Origin of the sequence: Tissierella sp. MB52-C2, assembly GCF_030931715.1 — a bacterium.
GTDB lineage: Bacteria > Bacillota > Clostridia > Tissierellales > Tissierellaceae > Tissierella.
This window is the reverse complement of record NZ_CP133261.1, coordinates 2,011,987-2,026,672: the sequence shown is the minus strand read 5'-3', so window position 1 is coordinate 2,026,672 and position 14,686 is coordinate 2,011,987. Positions and strand designations below refer to the sequence as shown.

Genomic DNA, 14,686 nt, shown 5'->3' with positions numbered 1-14,686 from the left:
TATATAAAAGTAAGGAAAAAACCTTGATAGGAAGAGTAGATATAAGAGGTAGTCAAAGGGAGCCTATAATAGTGAGACATAGGCACGAAACTTATATTGAAGAACATCCTTGAGTTTCTAATCGAAATCATTAAGAGAGTAGACTTAGACGGAATCACACCGTTATATGTGAAGCACATTAAGATGTGTGTTAAAGTGGCTATTAGCAATTAGGGTGGTACCGCGAAATTTACCTTTCGTCTCTATAATCAAAAAGAGATGAAAGGTTTTTTTATGACCTAACCCAATTTGTGAGCAAAGCGAACAAATTGATGGTAGGTCAAACGCAATGAGAACCCAATTTATACGAGCGTAGCGAGTAAATAAATTGGTGTTTCGAAACTGCGTAGTCACCGTGTCAAACAATTCAATCCAACGAAGGTTGTGAGCTGACATAGGTTAAGCACACCAAAAATCAAATAATAATAGAAGGGAGAATGCAAATGAAAACTACAGTTAGAGAAATTTACAAAGAGACGGAGAAGTATTTAAATAATGAAGTTGTACTTGAAGGCTGGATAAGGACATCAAGAAGTTCAAAGACCTTTGGGTTTATAGAATTAAACGATGGTACGTTTTTCAAAAATATTCAAATAGTATTTGAGGAAGGATTATCTAATTTTAAAGAGATAGAAAAATTGCCATTAAGTTCATCAATAATGGTTAAAGGTGTATTAACACCGACTCCAGAGGCAAAACAGCCCTTTGAAATTAAGGTAAGTGAAATAGAAATAGAAGGATATTCTACAGCAGATTATCCATTGCAAAAGAAAAGGCATACTTTTGAATACATGAGAACTATAGCTCATTTAAGACCTAGAGCAAATACTTTTAATGCTGTATTTAGAGTAAGATCTATTCTTGCTTATGCAATACACAAATTCTTCCAGGAAAGAGGATTTGTATATGTTCATACTCCAATAATTACAGGATCAGATGCTGAAGGTGCAGGAGAAATGTTTAGACTAACAACTTTAGATTTGAACAATGTACCTTTAACAGATGACAAAAAAATTGATTTTTCTAAGGACTTCTTTGGAAAAGAAACTAACCTGACAGTATCAGGGCAATTAGAGGGAGAAGCATTTGCTCATGCTTATAGAGATATTTATACTTTTGGTCCTACATTTAGAGCAGAAAACTCCAATACTGCAAGACACGCAGCAGAATTCTGGATGATAGAACCAGAGATTGCTTTTGCTGATATTAACGATAATATGCAATTAGCAGAAGATATGATGAAATATATAATTAAATATGTAATGGAAAACGCTAAAGAAGAAATGGAGTTCTTCAATGACTTTGTTGATAAAGGATTAATTGAAAGACTTGAAAATATAGTCAACTCGGACTTTGGTCGTATAACATATACTGATGCTGTTGAGCTACTTCAAAAATCAGGAGAAGAATTCCAATATCCAGTGGAATGGGGTATAGATTTACAAACTGAACATGAAAGATATATTTCAGAACAAGTATTTAAAAAACCAGTATTTGTAGTAGATTATCCAAAGGAAATAAAAGCTTTCTATATGAGATTAAATGAGGATGGAAAAACTGTAGCAGCAATGGATCTTTTAGTTCCAGGTGTTGGAGAAATCATAGGCGGATCTCAAAGGGAAGAAAGACTTGATTTACTAGAACAAAAAATAATAGAAAATGGAATGGATCCAGAAGATTACTGGTGGTATTTAGAATTAAGAAAATTTGGTGGAACTAAACATGCAGGATATGGTCTTGGATTTGAAAGAGCTGTTATGTATATAACAGGAATGACAAATATAAGAGACGTGATCCCATTCCCAAGAACAGTAAAATCAGCAGAATTTTAGGAAAAATAACCCTAAGAAATAAATTTGTTTCTTAGGGTTATTTTTATTATATAAAAACATATATTTATTGTATTACAATAAATATATGTTGAATAAGGATATTGGATCTGTTATAATTAGATAAAAAAGACAGGATGTGGAGTATAAAAAACATAAGTGTAAGTTTTTGAAATATCCATTAGGTTAGTAGGAGTACTTATTTTTCTTCTTTATGCTTTATGGACTACATATAACAATCATATCCTTTTATTTGGGGATGTTTCATACATTTAGGTTATTTAGTTTAATTAGTAGAAATCCACTATTTACAATGGAGGATTATAAGGACTTAGACTGTCAACCTGGTGATATATTAGAATATATGGAAGATTAACTTTAAAAGGATATAGAAGGAGTGATTAAAACATTGATTATTTCAAAGGAAAGTTTTAAAATAACTACCTACGTTTTATTATTAAATCTATTTATTTCACTATTATTTTATATAACTGATACATATATTTTTCCGGATTACTGTGGACTTATGTTATTTGTACCAATCATCATATTGTCTTACTTTGCAATTGGAGTAAGTGGACTTTCACTTATAATTATGTTATTACTTAAAGTTATAAATAAAATAAGGAAACAATAGGTTTTTATAGGAGTAGATACTATGAATAGGCTAATAAAAGAGATTACCATATTCAGTATTATTGCTATGACCTTGATTTTAATCATAAGTAGAAATAATAGATATTTAAAAAGTCCTAATCCTGAAGAATTAAGTAGTATTATATTGATTGATGTTATTGGTGAAGAGGGTACCCAAAAAATTACCATTAATCAACAAGTAGATATAAATAATTTTTTAGATATATTTAAGAATGCTAAAATGACAAATAAACAAAGTATTTCACAAATTCCTAGAAAAACAAAATTTACTACTGTCCTATACAAGTTTAAATCATCAGGTAATAAGAGTTTTAGATCAATTTATGAAGAAAATGGTGATTTGTACATAGATCAACCTTTTGTTGGAGTTTTTAAAATAGACTCAAATGATTTATCCATATTGGAACAAATTATAAGAAGAGGAAATAAGAAAGAGATTTCAGTATTAGTTAATGATATACTGAAAAGTGATTTTTAGAAGTAATGTAAGTTTGAAGCTAATAAATAATAAAGATACTTATATAAGGTTTTTATTGAAACATAAATCTTACAAGGATAAACTAGCAGTATTTCAATTTAATAAATATATTTTTGTAGCATTTGTGGGTTTACGTACAATAAGATTATTTATAACTATGAAAAAAATAAAGTATCTATTTTTTTACTAATATTGCTAATATCAATAAGTGTATTTTCTATTCTTCATATTCATAGCGAAAAGTTTAAAAAATGTAGAAGTGAATATATTGACTCTAATGGGGGCAGCCATGTATAAGGTGAATACACAGTAAGCCCAAGGATTATAGGATATGTAGAAGGAATTAAAAAGTATTTAGAAGATAAAAATAGAGAATAAACCTATAATGTTCAATAAGTTGAATTCTGACTGCAGAAGAGATGAACATAATTTATAATATATATATCTACTGATAGTATACTATTTATAGTATTTAAGTGTCGTTTCGGTGTAAAAATATGAAACCAAATTATATTAAAAGGAGATGTATTTTTGAAGAGTAAAATGAAATTGATAAGAAATTCTTTTGCTATAATTTTAATAGTTTCTCTTATGTATATTACAGAGAGGTATTTTCTTGAAAGATATTTTAGCTTATTATTTAGGGATTGGATATGGGCATTGGTAATAATCATTTCTATCTTTTGTATATTAGTTATAGAAGTTACTATCTTAATTAATTTAAATAATATATTTGAAAAAAGATTACCTATCCTTAAGATTTGGAATGGCGTCATTCAAATAATAGCTATTGTATTAATACTTTTAGTTAATTTATATGCTCTTCTTTTTTGTATCTTAATTATTAGTATGGGCTATAAAGAGGTAGGAGTAGAAACTTATAAAGGAGAAAAATACTTAATTAGAGATACTGGATGGATGACTCCAGATCATTTTTACAATTATCATCCATATAAAAACCTATTTGTTTATGGCAAAGATATTAAATATTCAGGAGAAGTTAAATGGGAAGATTATATGGAACTTAAAATAGATAGGAAAAAAGAGTCAAATTATATACCAAACACAATAGAGGAAGATACAGATAATGATATCGAAGATGAAGAAAAAGAAATACTTCCAATAGATGTAGAATACATTCAAAAAGTCGATGATAATTTAAATTATGGATTTTATCTTATAGATCGTGCTGGTCATCAATACTCCTACGCATTTGTACAATCTAATAATGACAGTTTATCCTGGGAAATAATTTATCGATTTCCTACAAATAGTGAGATTTATTATGGACACTTTTTAAATAAAGAACTTGGTTTTATTAATTTTGGATCAAGTGAAGGATTATCACTTTTTATGACTAATGATGGTGGAGTAACGTGGAAGGATGTTTTAATTGATTTGTCAGAAGAGAACAAGGATATGCTCTACGTTCAAGATATTAGGCAAAACGGAGAAGAAATTGAGTTGATATTGGGGAGCCCTTCATGGAGTAACTCTAATAAGAGCATAAAATATATTTCAATAGATAAAGGATTATCATGGGACTTGAAAATATAAATTGGATAAATATTATATGGTAAAATGTTTATGATAAATCATAGTTAAAGACATAAGTAATACTTATTATAGGAGTATTTGAAGCTAAGTAATTAGCTTTTTTTATTGCTTTTATAGTTATAATCTTCTTTAAAGGAATAGTAGACTATGCTATAATAATTATTCATATTATAAAACAAAGGAGAAAACACATGGAATTAACTTGGTTTAGTTTAGCATTATTAGCAACATTATTTTGGGGATTATCAGATGTATCTTTTAAGAGAGGAACTGATCCTAAAGACAAATATAGTCATTTAAGGATTTTAATTATGATTGGTTTTATTATGGGACTACAAGCTTTAGTAGAACTATATAAATTAGACTTTAATTATAGTATAAAGACTAATTTTATATATTTTCCAGTATCTTTTTTATATATATTATCTATGGCGGTGGATTTTTATGGATATAGATACCTCCAAATTTCAGTAGGTTCACCTGTAGCTAGTACCTCAGGAGCAATGGCTGGTATATTGTCTTTTATGGTACTAGGTAAAACAATGACAGGTATTCAATTTTTAGCAGTAAGTCTTATAACAATTGGTCTTGTTTTATTGGCAATATTGGAAAGTCAAGAAACTAGAAAAAAATCTTTAAGTATAGAAGAAAAAAAACTTAATCTTGGAGCAGTAGCCCTTATATTTCCTATAATCTATGCTGTAGTTGATGCCTTTGCAACATTTTTAGATGATGTATATTTAAGCAATATCCTTACACCTGAAGAAGCATTGATTTCATTTGAGCTTACTTTTTTTACAATAGCTTTAATATCTTTATTTTATCTAGTTGTTATTAAGAAGGAAAGATATAATATTAAAGATGAGAAATTCAATATAATAGGTGGAATTTGTGAAACAGCAGGACAATTTTTCTATGTTTATGCATTAACTGGAAACTCAGTAGTTGCAGCACCATTAATGTCTATAGATGGTATTGTAGCTGTAATCTTTGGAAGGATATGGCTGAAAGAAAAATTGAATAAAAATCAATATTTTACTATTATAATGATAACCATAGGAGTATTTATTTTGGGATTTTTTGAGTAAAATAGAGACAATAATAGCTTAGAGATATGTAAATATAACAATATTTATAAAAACCTCTGTAGATAATAATATTTACAGAGGTTTTTTTATAAGTATATGAAGAAATTCCAATTATATTATTATTACCTTCCTTTTAACCAGCTATATATATAATCATAAACTTCCTCTTTATTTTCTTCATTTAAAAGTTCATGTCTTCCGCTAGAGTATAATTTCAGAGAAATATCTTGAATATCTAAATCATTGTATTGATTATATAATCTCTTTACAGATTTACCATATTTACCTACAGGGTCCATATCACCTGATAAGACTAGTATAGGTAAAGTTTTTACTATATTATTTAATCGTTCTCTTTTATATAATCCTTTAAAACCTTCAAATAGATTATAATAAAAATTTATTGGAGATATATATCCACAGAGTTGGTCTTTTATATATTTATCTACTTCTTTATCATCTCTACTTAGCCAATCAAATTTAGTTCTTTTATTTTCAACCTTATTATTAAAAGAACCAAAGGATAATTTATCAATTAGTTTTGCTTCTAAAGTATTATCAAGGAACTTATTCTGTATATTTGACAGTATATTACCTGCCTTAACATCTAAACCATTTTGTTTTGCAGAGCCTGATAAGATTATACCATTAATATCTTTTGAATACCTGATTATATATTCTTGACCAATAAAGGATCCAAAGCTATGAGCAAATATATACAAGGGAAGGTCTTTATGCTTTTCCTTAATTAGCTTAGATATTATTTTTTCATCTTCAACAATATTATAAAAACCATTTTCTCCAACATATCCTAAGATATTATTTTTATCTACAGAATAACCATGTCCCCTATGATCATCGGCATAAACTATATATCCTTTTTCATTTAAAAATCTTGCGAAATCATCATATCTAGCTGTATGTTCAGCCATTCCATGGAAGATTTGTACTACTCCCTTTGGATTTAAAACATCATCCCAAATCCTTAAAAATATATCCATTCCATCTTTTCCCTTAATAAAGGTTTCTATACTTAATCCCAATTTGATCACCTCAACTAATTATATCTAATTAAAAATAGAAGAACAATAGGGCAATATGATATAATTACAATAAAAGATATAAATCATTGGAGGTACTATGGTGAAAAAATATATAATGGCTTTTGATCAGGGGACAACAAGCTCTAGAGCTATAATATTTGATAAATCAGGCAATATAATAGGTAAGGCACAAAAAGAATTTAAGCAAATATATCCAAAAGCTGGATATGTAGAACATGACCCTATTGAAATATGGGCTACACAATCAGGGGTAGCAAGAGAGGCTCTGGAAATGGGAGGTATAAGGGGAGATGAAATAGCAGCTATAGGTATTACTAACCAAAGAGAGACCACTATAGTTTGGAATAAGAACACAGGTAAACCTATTTATAATGGGATAGTATGGCAGTGTAGACGAACTGCAGATATATGTAGTGAACTCAGCGAAATGGGACTAGAAGAATATACTAGAGAGAATACTGGCTTGATCCTTGATGCATATTTTTCCGCCACTAAAATTAAATGGATATTAGATAATGTAAAGGGAGCTAGAAAATTAGCAGAAGAAGGAGAGCTTCTATTTGGAACTGTGGATACTTGGCTTATATGGAATTTAACTAGAGGGAAAGTTCATGTAACTGATTATTCCAACGCATCTAGAACTATGTTATATAATATAAAAGAATTGAAGTGGGACGAAAAATTAATAGAAGTACTAGATATACCAAAATCTATGCTACCAGAAGTGAAACCTTCATCTGAGATATATGGTTATACGGAGGAGTATATATTTGATGGCATTAAAATACCCATAGCTGGTATTGCAGGAGATCAACAGGCAGCACTTTTTGGTCAGAACTGCTTTGAACCTGGTATGGCTAAAAATACCTATGGAACAGGATGCTTTATGCTAATGAATACAGGGGAAAACATGGTACTATCTAAAAACGGACTATTGACTACAATAGCCTGGGGGATAGATGGTAAAATAGAATATGCTTTAGAGGGAAGTATATTTGTGGCAGGAGCTTCTATTCAATGGCTAAGAGATGAACTAAAACTCATTAGGTCAGCAGAAGAATCTGAATATTACGCAACAAAAGTTGAAGATACCAATGGAGTATATGTAGTACCTGCCTTTGTAGGTATAGGTGCACCATATTGGGATATGTACGCAAGAGGGGCAATACTAGGTCTTACTAGGGGAGCTAAATCTGAGCATATAATTAGAGCAACCTTAGAATCTATAGCCTATCAAACTAGAGATGTGTTAGAAGCCATGGAAGAAGACTCTAATATTAAACTTCAATCACTTAAGGTAGATGGTGGAGCTGTAGGAAATGATTTTTTAATGCAGTTTCAAGCAGATATATTATCCTCCATAGTTGAAAGACCCAAAATAATAGAGACTACTGCCTTGGGAGTGGCTTATTTAGCTGGTCTGGCAGTAGGATTTTGGAAAGATAAGAAAGAAGTTTTAGACAATTGGCAGATAGATAGAAAGTTTGATCCTAATATGGATACTGAAAAAATAGATAAATTATATAAAGGATGGAAGAAGGCAGTAGAAAGATCTTTTGCTTGGGAAGAATGATATAATTATAATATTTTAAAATTATAGCACCTTAAAGCCTTTGTGACCATATTAAAGTCATAAAGGCTTTTTTATTTGGGAAAACATAAGGAAAATATCTCTTGAGCTTAAGATGTAAACTTTTCTTTTGCAACCAGAAAAAAATGGAATCTTTCTTTATAGTTATGTCAGGAAAGATATGTTATAATTGTTGTAATATTTATTCGGAAAGACAAGGCCTATCAAATAAACCCTGAATTACTTAATGCTCACTAGTAAAGACGTTTCTTGAAAAAAAGAATCGATTAAAGACTGCGGGTGATTTACTGCCCTCAGTCTTTCTATTGTGTTCCCATTATGGGAAACAACTTGGTGGTGAAAGTTCAATACTACTCGAACGCTACATAGTAAATGTGGTGGTTACATAGGATGAAGTTTACTTTTTTAAATTTATTATATAAAACAAGGTGGGATTTAATGAAGATTTTTTTACTTGAAGATGATGAAACTGTTTGTTTTGGGATTAAAACCTATTTGGAAAATAACAACTATATAGTAAAGGTTGCTAAGTCAATTGATGAATCAAAGAAAGTATTTGACTATAATTTTGATTTAATTCTTTTAGATATAAATTTACCGGATGGAACGGGGTTTGATTTTTTAAAGATATTTAATATAGAATCTATACCATTTATATTTTTAACAGTTAATGATTCAGAGGAAGATATAGTTAAGGGACTTAATATCTCTGATGGATATATTACAAAGCCTTTCAAACTTCCAATATTGATAGCGAAAATAGAAAGTATTTTAAGACGAGTAGACGGAGTAGAAGAAAAACTAAACTATAAAGGTTTAGTATTAGATCAGAAAAATTATATCTGCTATTTAGATGGAGAAAATATAAATTTAGCTTTAAAGGAATATGAAGTATTAAAGCTTCTTTTAGAAAACAGAGGAAATACTTTAAGTAGAGAAAAAATTCTAGGAATAGTTTGGGACATAGATGGAGATTTTGTAGAAGATAATACACTTTCAGCAACAGTAAAAAGATTAAGGAAAAAATTAAAGGATTATAGCTATGTGATAGAAACTGTAAGAGGAATTGGCTATAGATTTGTGAGGGATTAATATGTACTTTTTTATAATAGTATTTTTGATTATTAATTTTTTAATAAGGGGAATGGACAAATATTTTTATAGTACAGTCTCAAATATCCTAGATATTAAGGGATTTAATAGTGAAACTATATTAAAATCCTTAGGATATTATAATAAAAGCATATTTCCAAATAGGATATACGGAATTTTCATTGCTTTTATTATTTCTATAATTATATATGGAATATATATATTATTTAATACAAAAAAAGATAGAAAGCTCAAGCTTAAAATTAAGGAATTACAAGAAGATTTAATAAGTATAAACAAAGGTGACTATTCCATAGAGATAAAAGAAGATGATGAATACAGCATTTTGCGGGATGAATTATATAAGATTATAGTAAATTTAAAATCCTTAGAAGCAGAATCTAAAAGGCAAAAATCCAATTTAAAGAAAGACTTATCCAACATAGCCCACCAACTTAAAACCCCTATAACCTCAATAGGATTCATGACGGAGCTCATTAAAACAGATAAAGGGAATACAGATATATACTTAGAAAAGCTGTCTTTGGAACTAGATAAACTTAAAAACTTTACAGAGGTACTTTTAAAGCTATCTAAAGTAAATTCCAATACTATTGATTATAAATATGAAGAGCTTTCCGTAAAGGAAATAATAGATGATATAATAAATAGTTTAAATAGAGACAAAAATGTTAAAGTAGAGTATATTGGAGAAGATTTTATAGTTTTTGGAGATGAAGTTTGGCTTTATGAAGGATTTTTGAATATAATAAAAAATTCTTTAGAACATACCTTGGATAAGATGCAAATAGAGTTTATATCTAATCCTATATATAAAGAAATAAAGATAAAGGATAACGGAAAGGGACTAGAAGAAGAGGTTTTAAAAAGGATTTTTGATAGATTTTATAGGGGAAGTACATCTATACCAGGATATGGAATAGGATTAAATCTTTCAAAGTCAATAATAGAAAACCACAATGGAGAAATAAAGGCCTATAATGATAATGGACTTACATTTCAAATTAAATTTTATGATGTCACCTAGATGTCACTTACATATTATATCATTTAGCTATAGGAGGTATGAAAATGGAAATATTAAAAATTGAAAATCTAAAAAAGACCTATGGCAAAGGAAAAACAACAGTGGAAGCTTTAAAAAATATTAACTTATCAGTAGAAAGAGGTCAAATGATTGCCATAATGGGGCCAAGTGGATGTGGTAAATCCACTCTTTTAAATCTAATATCAGGTATAGATAAGCCAACAAGCGGGGAGGTAGTAGTGGAAGACAGCAGTATATCTAAACTTAGTGAAAATAGTTTAGCTCTTTATAGAAGAAGACAGATAGGAATTATATATCAGTTTTTCAATTTAATTCCTAATCTCTCAGTAGAGAACAATATTAAATTACCTGTTTTAATGGATAACAAAGAAGTGGAAACTAACTATTTTAAAGGATTAATAGATAGTTTGGGTATTGAAGATAAATTAAAGGTTTTTCCAGATAAGTTATCAGGTGGTCAGCAACAGAGAGTTGCCATAGCTAGAAGTTTGATATATAAACCAACTATAGTTTTGGCAGATGAGCCAACGGGAAATCTAGACAAGAAAAATTCTAAAGATATAATAGAACTTTTTAGATTATCAAATTTAAAATATAAGCAAACAATGATAATAGTAACCCATGATGAAGAAGTGGCATTGTCAGCGGATAGAATAATCAGAATGGAAGATGGCCTTGTAGCAAGTGACGAGGTGATAAGATGAATATTTTTAAAACATATATCAAAGGAGATATTAAAAATAATAGGGAAAGTTATAATTCAACAAGAATTACCATATTCCTAGCTGTATTAATCTTATCTACCTTTATATTTAGTGTATCATCCTTTTTTAAATCTTATATTGATATGCCAAATGATAATATGGGAGGATCGCAATTTAGAATTATAAGTACAATCTCAAGTAAAGATGCAAATAATTTAGTTTCAAATAGGCATATAAAGAAAATTGGTTTTTTTAATACAAAAGAGCTTGAAGAAGGTTTTGGTTCTAAAGAAAAAACTAGACTCTTTAAAATGGATGATAATGCAATGTCTACAAAGCAGTCGGCCTTAAAGGAAGGAAAGCTTCCTAAAGAAGGTCAGGCAATGATAAGTGACGATATGGCTAAGGAAATAGATAAAGGTTTAGGGGATAATATAGAAATTGAAGATAAAATATACCATATATCAGGCATATACTATGATACAACCCATGAGTATCAAAACTTCTATAATATATATTTAAATATCAATCAAGAAGCACTTATAAATAGTAAAGAAGAATTATCGCCTTTTATATGGTATAAGAATATATATAAAACCTATAGTTTAAGTGAAGAAATTATGAATAACTTGGAGACTCAGGAAGTTACTTATGGTTATAACGATTTATATTTAAATAGATCCTTTGTCATTGATCCAGAAAAAAGCTTGTTAAAGGATTATATCAGTCACGTTCTAATAGTGATTTTATTCATAATAGCAATAATCCTTTTTTATTCAATAATTGTAAATTTATTTCTAGTTCAAGAATCAAAATCCATTGAAGAATATTCAAGACTTAAGACTATTGGAGCTACAAATAAGGATATAAGTAAAATAATAAAATTAAAGGCAATGTATATATCCCAGATTCCAATAACACTCGGAATACTTTTTTCCCTTGTACTTGTGAAAATATTATTTCTAATTATAAATAAAGTTGACAAATATTTTTCAGGTGGAAAAGATATATATTCAATATATATGTATTTGGATTTAAAATTAGATTTTAGGCTTATTTTATTCGTGTATATTCTAAGCTTTTTAATAATATACTTAGGAACTAAAAGGCCAACTAAAAAACTTAAGAAAAGCTCCGTATTAGATGGATTAAAGGGAAATATTAAAGGAAAAAGTCATAAAAAACACGATTTAAAGTATACAGAAAACATAGAAAAAGACCTTTCAAAACAATTCTATAAAAATAGTAAATATGCTTTTAGATTTACAAACATAACTCTAAAATTAGGGTTTTTATTGATAGTATTTATAATGATCGGGATTACCTATTATTCTATGGACAAAAAATATAATCGAATAAGTAAATACGAGACTTATGATATCCAAGGTGAGTATGCAACTTTAAATCCATTAAATGAAGATATTATAAAAGAAATTAAAGAGTTAGGAATAGAGGATTTAGTAAATTTTAGAAAAGAAGCTGTATCTTTTAATTTTGATTCTAGTATGGTTTCCAATGAATATAAAGATATAGGTAGTTTAAGTAGTTTAGAAGAAGAGATAGGTTCTTTTGATAATATGAGGATAGAGATATTTGGTATAGAGGATGAAAAATTTAAAAAATTAGCCTTAGAAAAAGGATTAGAGCCAGATAATTATATTGGAAATAAAGTAATTCTTTTAAATACTATGGGAGATGATTTTAATATTCCAGTATCAGAGATGAAAAATATAAAGTTTCTAAAAGATGGTATAAAGGAACTATCTCTCTCAGAATATGGAGGTCCTATAGAGATTAATGGAACTAGTATTAGGGGGCATGAATTTACTTTAAATGTAGAGGACAAAATAGACACTCCATTATTTGATTATTCTATTATAAAAAATGGTCTAAATGTTTATATGCCCAAATCTCAATATATAGAACTTTTTACGAATTTCTTAAGAATCGCAGATTTAGATCAATATGAATATATTTCAATTAAGACTGACAATATAGAGGAAGTTCAAGAGAGCATTAGTAATATGTCCTTAAAATATTTCAAGACAGATGATTATTTTCTAGAATCTAAATTAGATGAAGAAAAATTAGTTAAAAAGAGAAATATAATAGGAAGTATATTGGCAATATTCTTGAGTCTGTTTTTTATAGTAGTAGGATTTTCAAATTCCTATTTTTCATTCTATAATCTATTTCTAGAAAGAAAAGATCAATTTTTATTATATAAATCCATAGGAATGGACAAAAAATTATTAGAAAGTATACTTGAACAAGAGAAAAGGAAAATTTTATTTAGCTTTATTTACTTAATGCCTTTTATAGTATTAGCTGTTACTTATATAGGATCTAAGCTATTTACCATATTTAGACCAATAGATTTTTTATTAAATTTAAACTATCTATTTATTCTAGTTATTTTAGGCTATATTCTTATAATTTATGTTTCTATATCAAAGATGTACAATAAGTATAAGAAAGAGATTATAGGAAATTAGTTTATGTGATACTTATCAGCATAAGGGGGAGACGGTTGATGTTTAGAAGAGTTAGAAGAGTATTTTTAATTGGTTTAATAGGTTTATTTATGTTTATTGTTTTTAAAGGGATTCCTTTTATAGATACAAATTTTAAATCCTTAGAGAAAGTCATAGTAATAGATGCTGGACATGGGGGGAGCGATCCTGGGACTATTGGATTTAATGGTAATTATGAAAAAGATATTAATCTAAATATTTCTAAAAAATTAAAACAAAAGTTAAAGTCAAATGGTTATAAAGTTATTTTAACTAGAGATAGTGATGAATATGTAGATAATCTTTTAAGGGCTAAATTGACAAATAAAAAGAGAGCTAGGGTTTTTATTAGCATCCATGGAAATGCAATGGAAAACAATAATTCTATAAACGGAATTCAGGTACTTTATTATCCAAATAGGGAAAGCACCATTGGTGATTTAAATAATAATGAGTTAGCAAGGATTATAATGGGTTCACTAATTAATGGAACTGGGGCTAAGGATAAGGGTATTGTAGAAAGGGAAGATTTAATTGTGTTAAACCAGACAAAGATGCCAGCCATAATAATTGAATGTGGATTTTTATCAAATGAAAAAGAAGAACAACTTTTACTTACAGATGATTACCAAAATAAGGTGGTAGATTCAATATCTATGGGATTGGAAGAATATTTTAGTTTAAATCCTAGGGACTAGTCCTACCATGAAATTATTGAAGAGTTTTTTTGTATAATTGTCTTAACATGAGAGGGTATTGAAGAATTATTAGTATTTTTTATATAATATAATATAATATTTAAAAATGTCCTTGATTTTATTGGATTTCTTTGTTAGAATAGATTTTAAATTAATATATACTATGAATGGAAGTAGTAGGTTCCATACCAATTGTAGAGAACTATCGGCTGGTGAAAGATAGTATTGGTCAAAACTGAACTCGTCCATGAGTTATTAAGGTGAATTGTAGCCTTAGTCGGTTTGATGCCGTTATATTTTGAGTGGA

General features: G+C 28.4%; 13 protein-coding genes and 2 other annotated features (1 of these 15 cut by a window edge). Of the genes, 12 read left to right on the top strand and 1 reads right to left on the bottom strand.

Features of this window, described 5'->3' with window-relative positions; genetic code table 11:
• The first annotated feature begins 14 nt into the window (after nucleotides 1-14).
• Nucleotides 15-247 (top strand) — a binding site (T-box leader).
• A 235-nt stretch (nucleotides 248-482) separates the two neighbouring features.
• The 6 genes from asnS (at nucleotide 483) to RBU61_RS10195 (ending at nucleotide 5,648) form a co-directional block, all read left to right on the top strand.
• Nucleotides 483-1,871, top strand: coding sequence for an asparagine--tRNA ligase (gene asnS, locus RBU61_RS10215; RefSeq protein ID WP_308875278.1), 1,389 nt, complete (start codon nucleotides 483-485; stop codon nucleotides 1,869-1,871).
• Between the two features lie 394 nt (nucleotides 1,872-2,265).
• Nucleotides 2,266-2,505: a hypothetical protein gene (locus RBU61_RS10210; protein WP_308875276.1), complete on the top strand. Its 240-nt coding sequence runs from the start codon at nucleotides 2,266-2,268 to the stop codon at nucleotides 2,503-2,505.
• Nucleotides 2,506-2,526: 21 nt separating this feature from the next.
• The gene (locus RBU61_RS10205; protein ID WP_308875275.1) at nucleotides 2,527-3,003 is read left to right on the top strand and encodes a DUF5301 domain-containing protein; all 477 of its coding nucleotides are present in this window, start codon (nucleotides 2,527-2,529) and stop codon (nucleotides 3,001-3,003) included.
• Nucleotides 2,993-3,193: an Rpn family recombination-promoting nuclease/putative transposase gene (locus RBU61_RS19575; RefSeq protein WP_374212437.1), complete on the top strand. Its 201-nt coding sequence runs from the start codon at nucleotides 2,993-2,995 to the stop codon at nucleotides 3,191-3,193. The genes RBU61_RS10205 and RBU61_RS19575 overlap by 11 nt, the downstream gene beginning before the upstream one ends.
• A 341-nt stretch (nucleotides 3,194-3,534) precedes the next feature.
• Nucleotides 3,535-4,560, top strand: coding sequence for a hypothetical protein (locus RBU61_RS10200; RefSeq protein WP_308875274.1), 1,026 nt, complete (start codon nucleotides 3,535-3,537; stop codon nucleotides 4,558-4,560).
• Between the two features lie 191 nt (nucleotides 4,561-4,751).
• Nucleotides 4,752-5,648, top strand: a complete 897-nt coding sequence (locus RBU61_RS10195) for a DMT family transporter (RefSeq protein WP_308875273.1) — start codon at nucleotides 4,752-4,754, stop codon at nucleotides 5,646-5,648.
• Nucleotides 5,649-5,770: 122 nt separating this feature from the next.
• Here RBU61_RS10195 and RBU61_RS10190 read toward each other — a convergent pair whose 3' ends face one another.
• On the bottom strand, nucleotides 5,771-6,691 hold the full coding sequence (locus RBU61_RS10190) for an alpha/beta fold hydrolase (protein WP_308875271.1): 921 nt from the start codon (nucleotides 6,689-6,691) through the stop codon (nucleotides 5,771-5,773).
• A 100-nt stretch (nucleotides 6,692-6,791) separates the two neighbouring features.
• On the opposite strand from RBU61_RS10190, the gene glpK reads away from it, so the two are divergent.
• The 6 genes from glpK (at nucleotide 6,792) to RBU61_RS10160 (ending at nucleotide 14,379) form a co-directional block, all read left to right on the top strand.
• A complete protein-coding gene (gene glpK / locus RBU61_RS10185; RefSeq protein ID WP_374212436.1) occupies nucleotides 6,792-8,285 on the top strand; it encodes a glycerol kinase GlpK in 1,494 nt (497 codons plus the stop codon).
• A gap of 456 nt (nucleotides 8,286-8,741) precedes the next feature.
• On the top strand, nucleotides 8,742-9,395 hold the full coding sequence (locus RBU61_RS10180; protein WP_308875268.1) for a response regulator transcription factor: 654 nt from the start codon (nucleotides 8,742-8,744) through the stop codon (nucleotides 9,393-9,395).
• Between the two features lies 1 nt (nucleotide 9,396).
• The gene (locus RBU61_RS10175; protein WP_308875267.1) at nucleotides 9,397-10,443 is read left to right on the top strand and encodes a HAMP domain-containing sensor histidine kinase; all 1,047 of its coding nucleotides are present in this window, start codon (nucleotides 9,397-9,399) and stop codon (nucleotides 10,441-10,443) included.
• Nucleotides 10,444-10,487: 44 nt separating this feature from the next.
• The gene (locus RBU61_RS10170) at nucleotides 10,488-11,168 is read left to right on the top strand and encodes an ABC transporter ATP-binding protein (protein ID WP_308875265.1); all 681 of its coding nucleotides are present in this window, start codon (nucleotides 10,488-10,490) and stop codon (nucleotides 11,166-11,168) included.
• Nucleotides 11,165-13,663, top strand: coding sequence for an FtsX-like permease family protein (locus RBU61_RS10165; RefSeq protein WP_308875263.1), 2,499 nt, complete (start codon nucleotides 11,165-11,167; stop codon nucleotides 13,661-13,663). Before RBU61_RS10170 ends, RBU61_RS10165 begins: the two co-directional genes overlap by 4 nt.
• A 38-nt stretch (nucleotides 13,664-13,701) precedes the next feature.
• Complete coding sequence (locus RBU61_RS10160) at nucleotides 13,702-14,379, top strand: N-acetylmuramoyl-L-alanine amidase (protein WP_308875262.1); 678 nt, start codon at nucleotides 13,702-13,704, stop codon at nucleotides 14,377-14,379.
• A gap of 154 nt (nucleotides 14,380-14,533) precedes the next feature.
• Nucleotides 14,534-14,686, top strand: a binding site (T-box leader); it runs 50 nt beyond the window's last position.

What these genes read in the sequence shown, in the direction of transcription:
- RBU61_RS10205 (WP_308875275.1), top strand. Translation starts at nt 2,527, where the DNA reads ATGAATAGGCTAATAAAAGAGATTACCATATTCAGTATTATTGCTATG.
- asnS (WP_308875278.1), top strand. Translation starts at nt 483, where the DNA reads ATGAAAACTACAGTTAGAGAAATTTACAAAGAGACGGAGAAGTATTTA.
- RBU61_RS10170 (WP_308875265.1), top strand. Translation starts at nt 10,488, where the DNA reads ATGGAAATATTAAAAATTGAAAATCTAAAAAAGACCTATGGCAAAGGA.
- RBU61_RS10180 (WP_308875268.1), top strand. Translation starts at nt 8,742, where the DNA reads ATGAAGATTTTTTTACTTGAAGATGATGAAACTGTTTGTTTTGGGATT.
- RBU61_RS10175 (WP_308875267.1), top strand. Translation starts at nt 9,397, where the DNA reads ATGTACTTTTTTATAATAGTATTTTTGATTATTAATTTTTTAATAAGG.
- RBU61_RS10165 (WP_308875263.1), top strand. Translation starts at nt 11,165, where the DNA reads ATGAATATTTTTAAAACATATATCAAAGGAGATATTAAAAATAATAGG.
- RBU61_RS10160 (WP_308875262.1), top strand. Translation starts at nt 13,702, where the DNA reads ATGTTTAGAAGAGTTAGAAGAGTATTTTTAATTGGTTTAATAGGTTTA.
- RBU61_RS10195 (WP_308875273.1), top strand. Translation starts at nt 4,752, where the DNA reads ATGGAATTAACTTGGTTTAGTTTAGCATTATTAGCAACATTATTTTGG.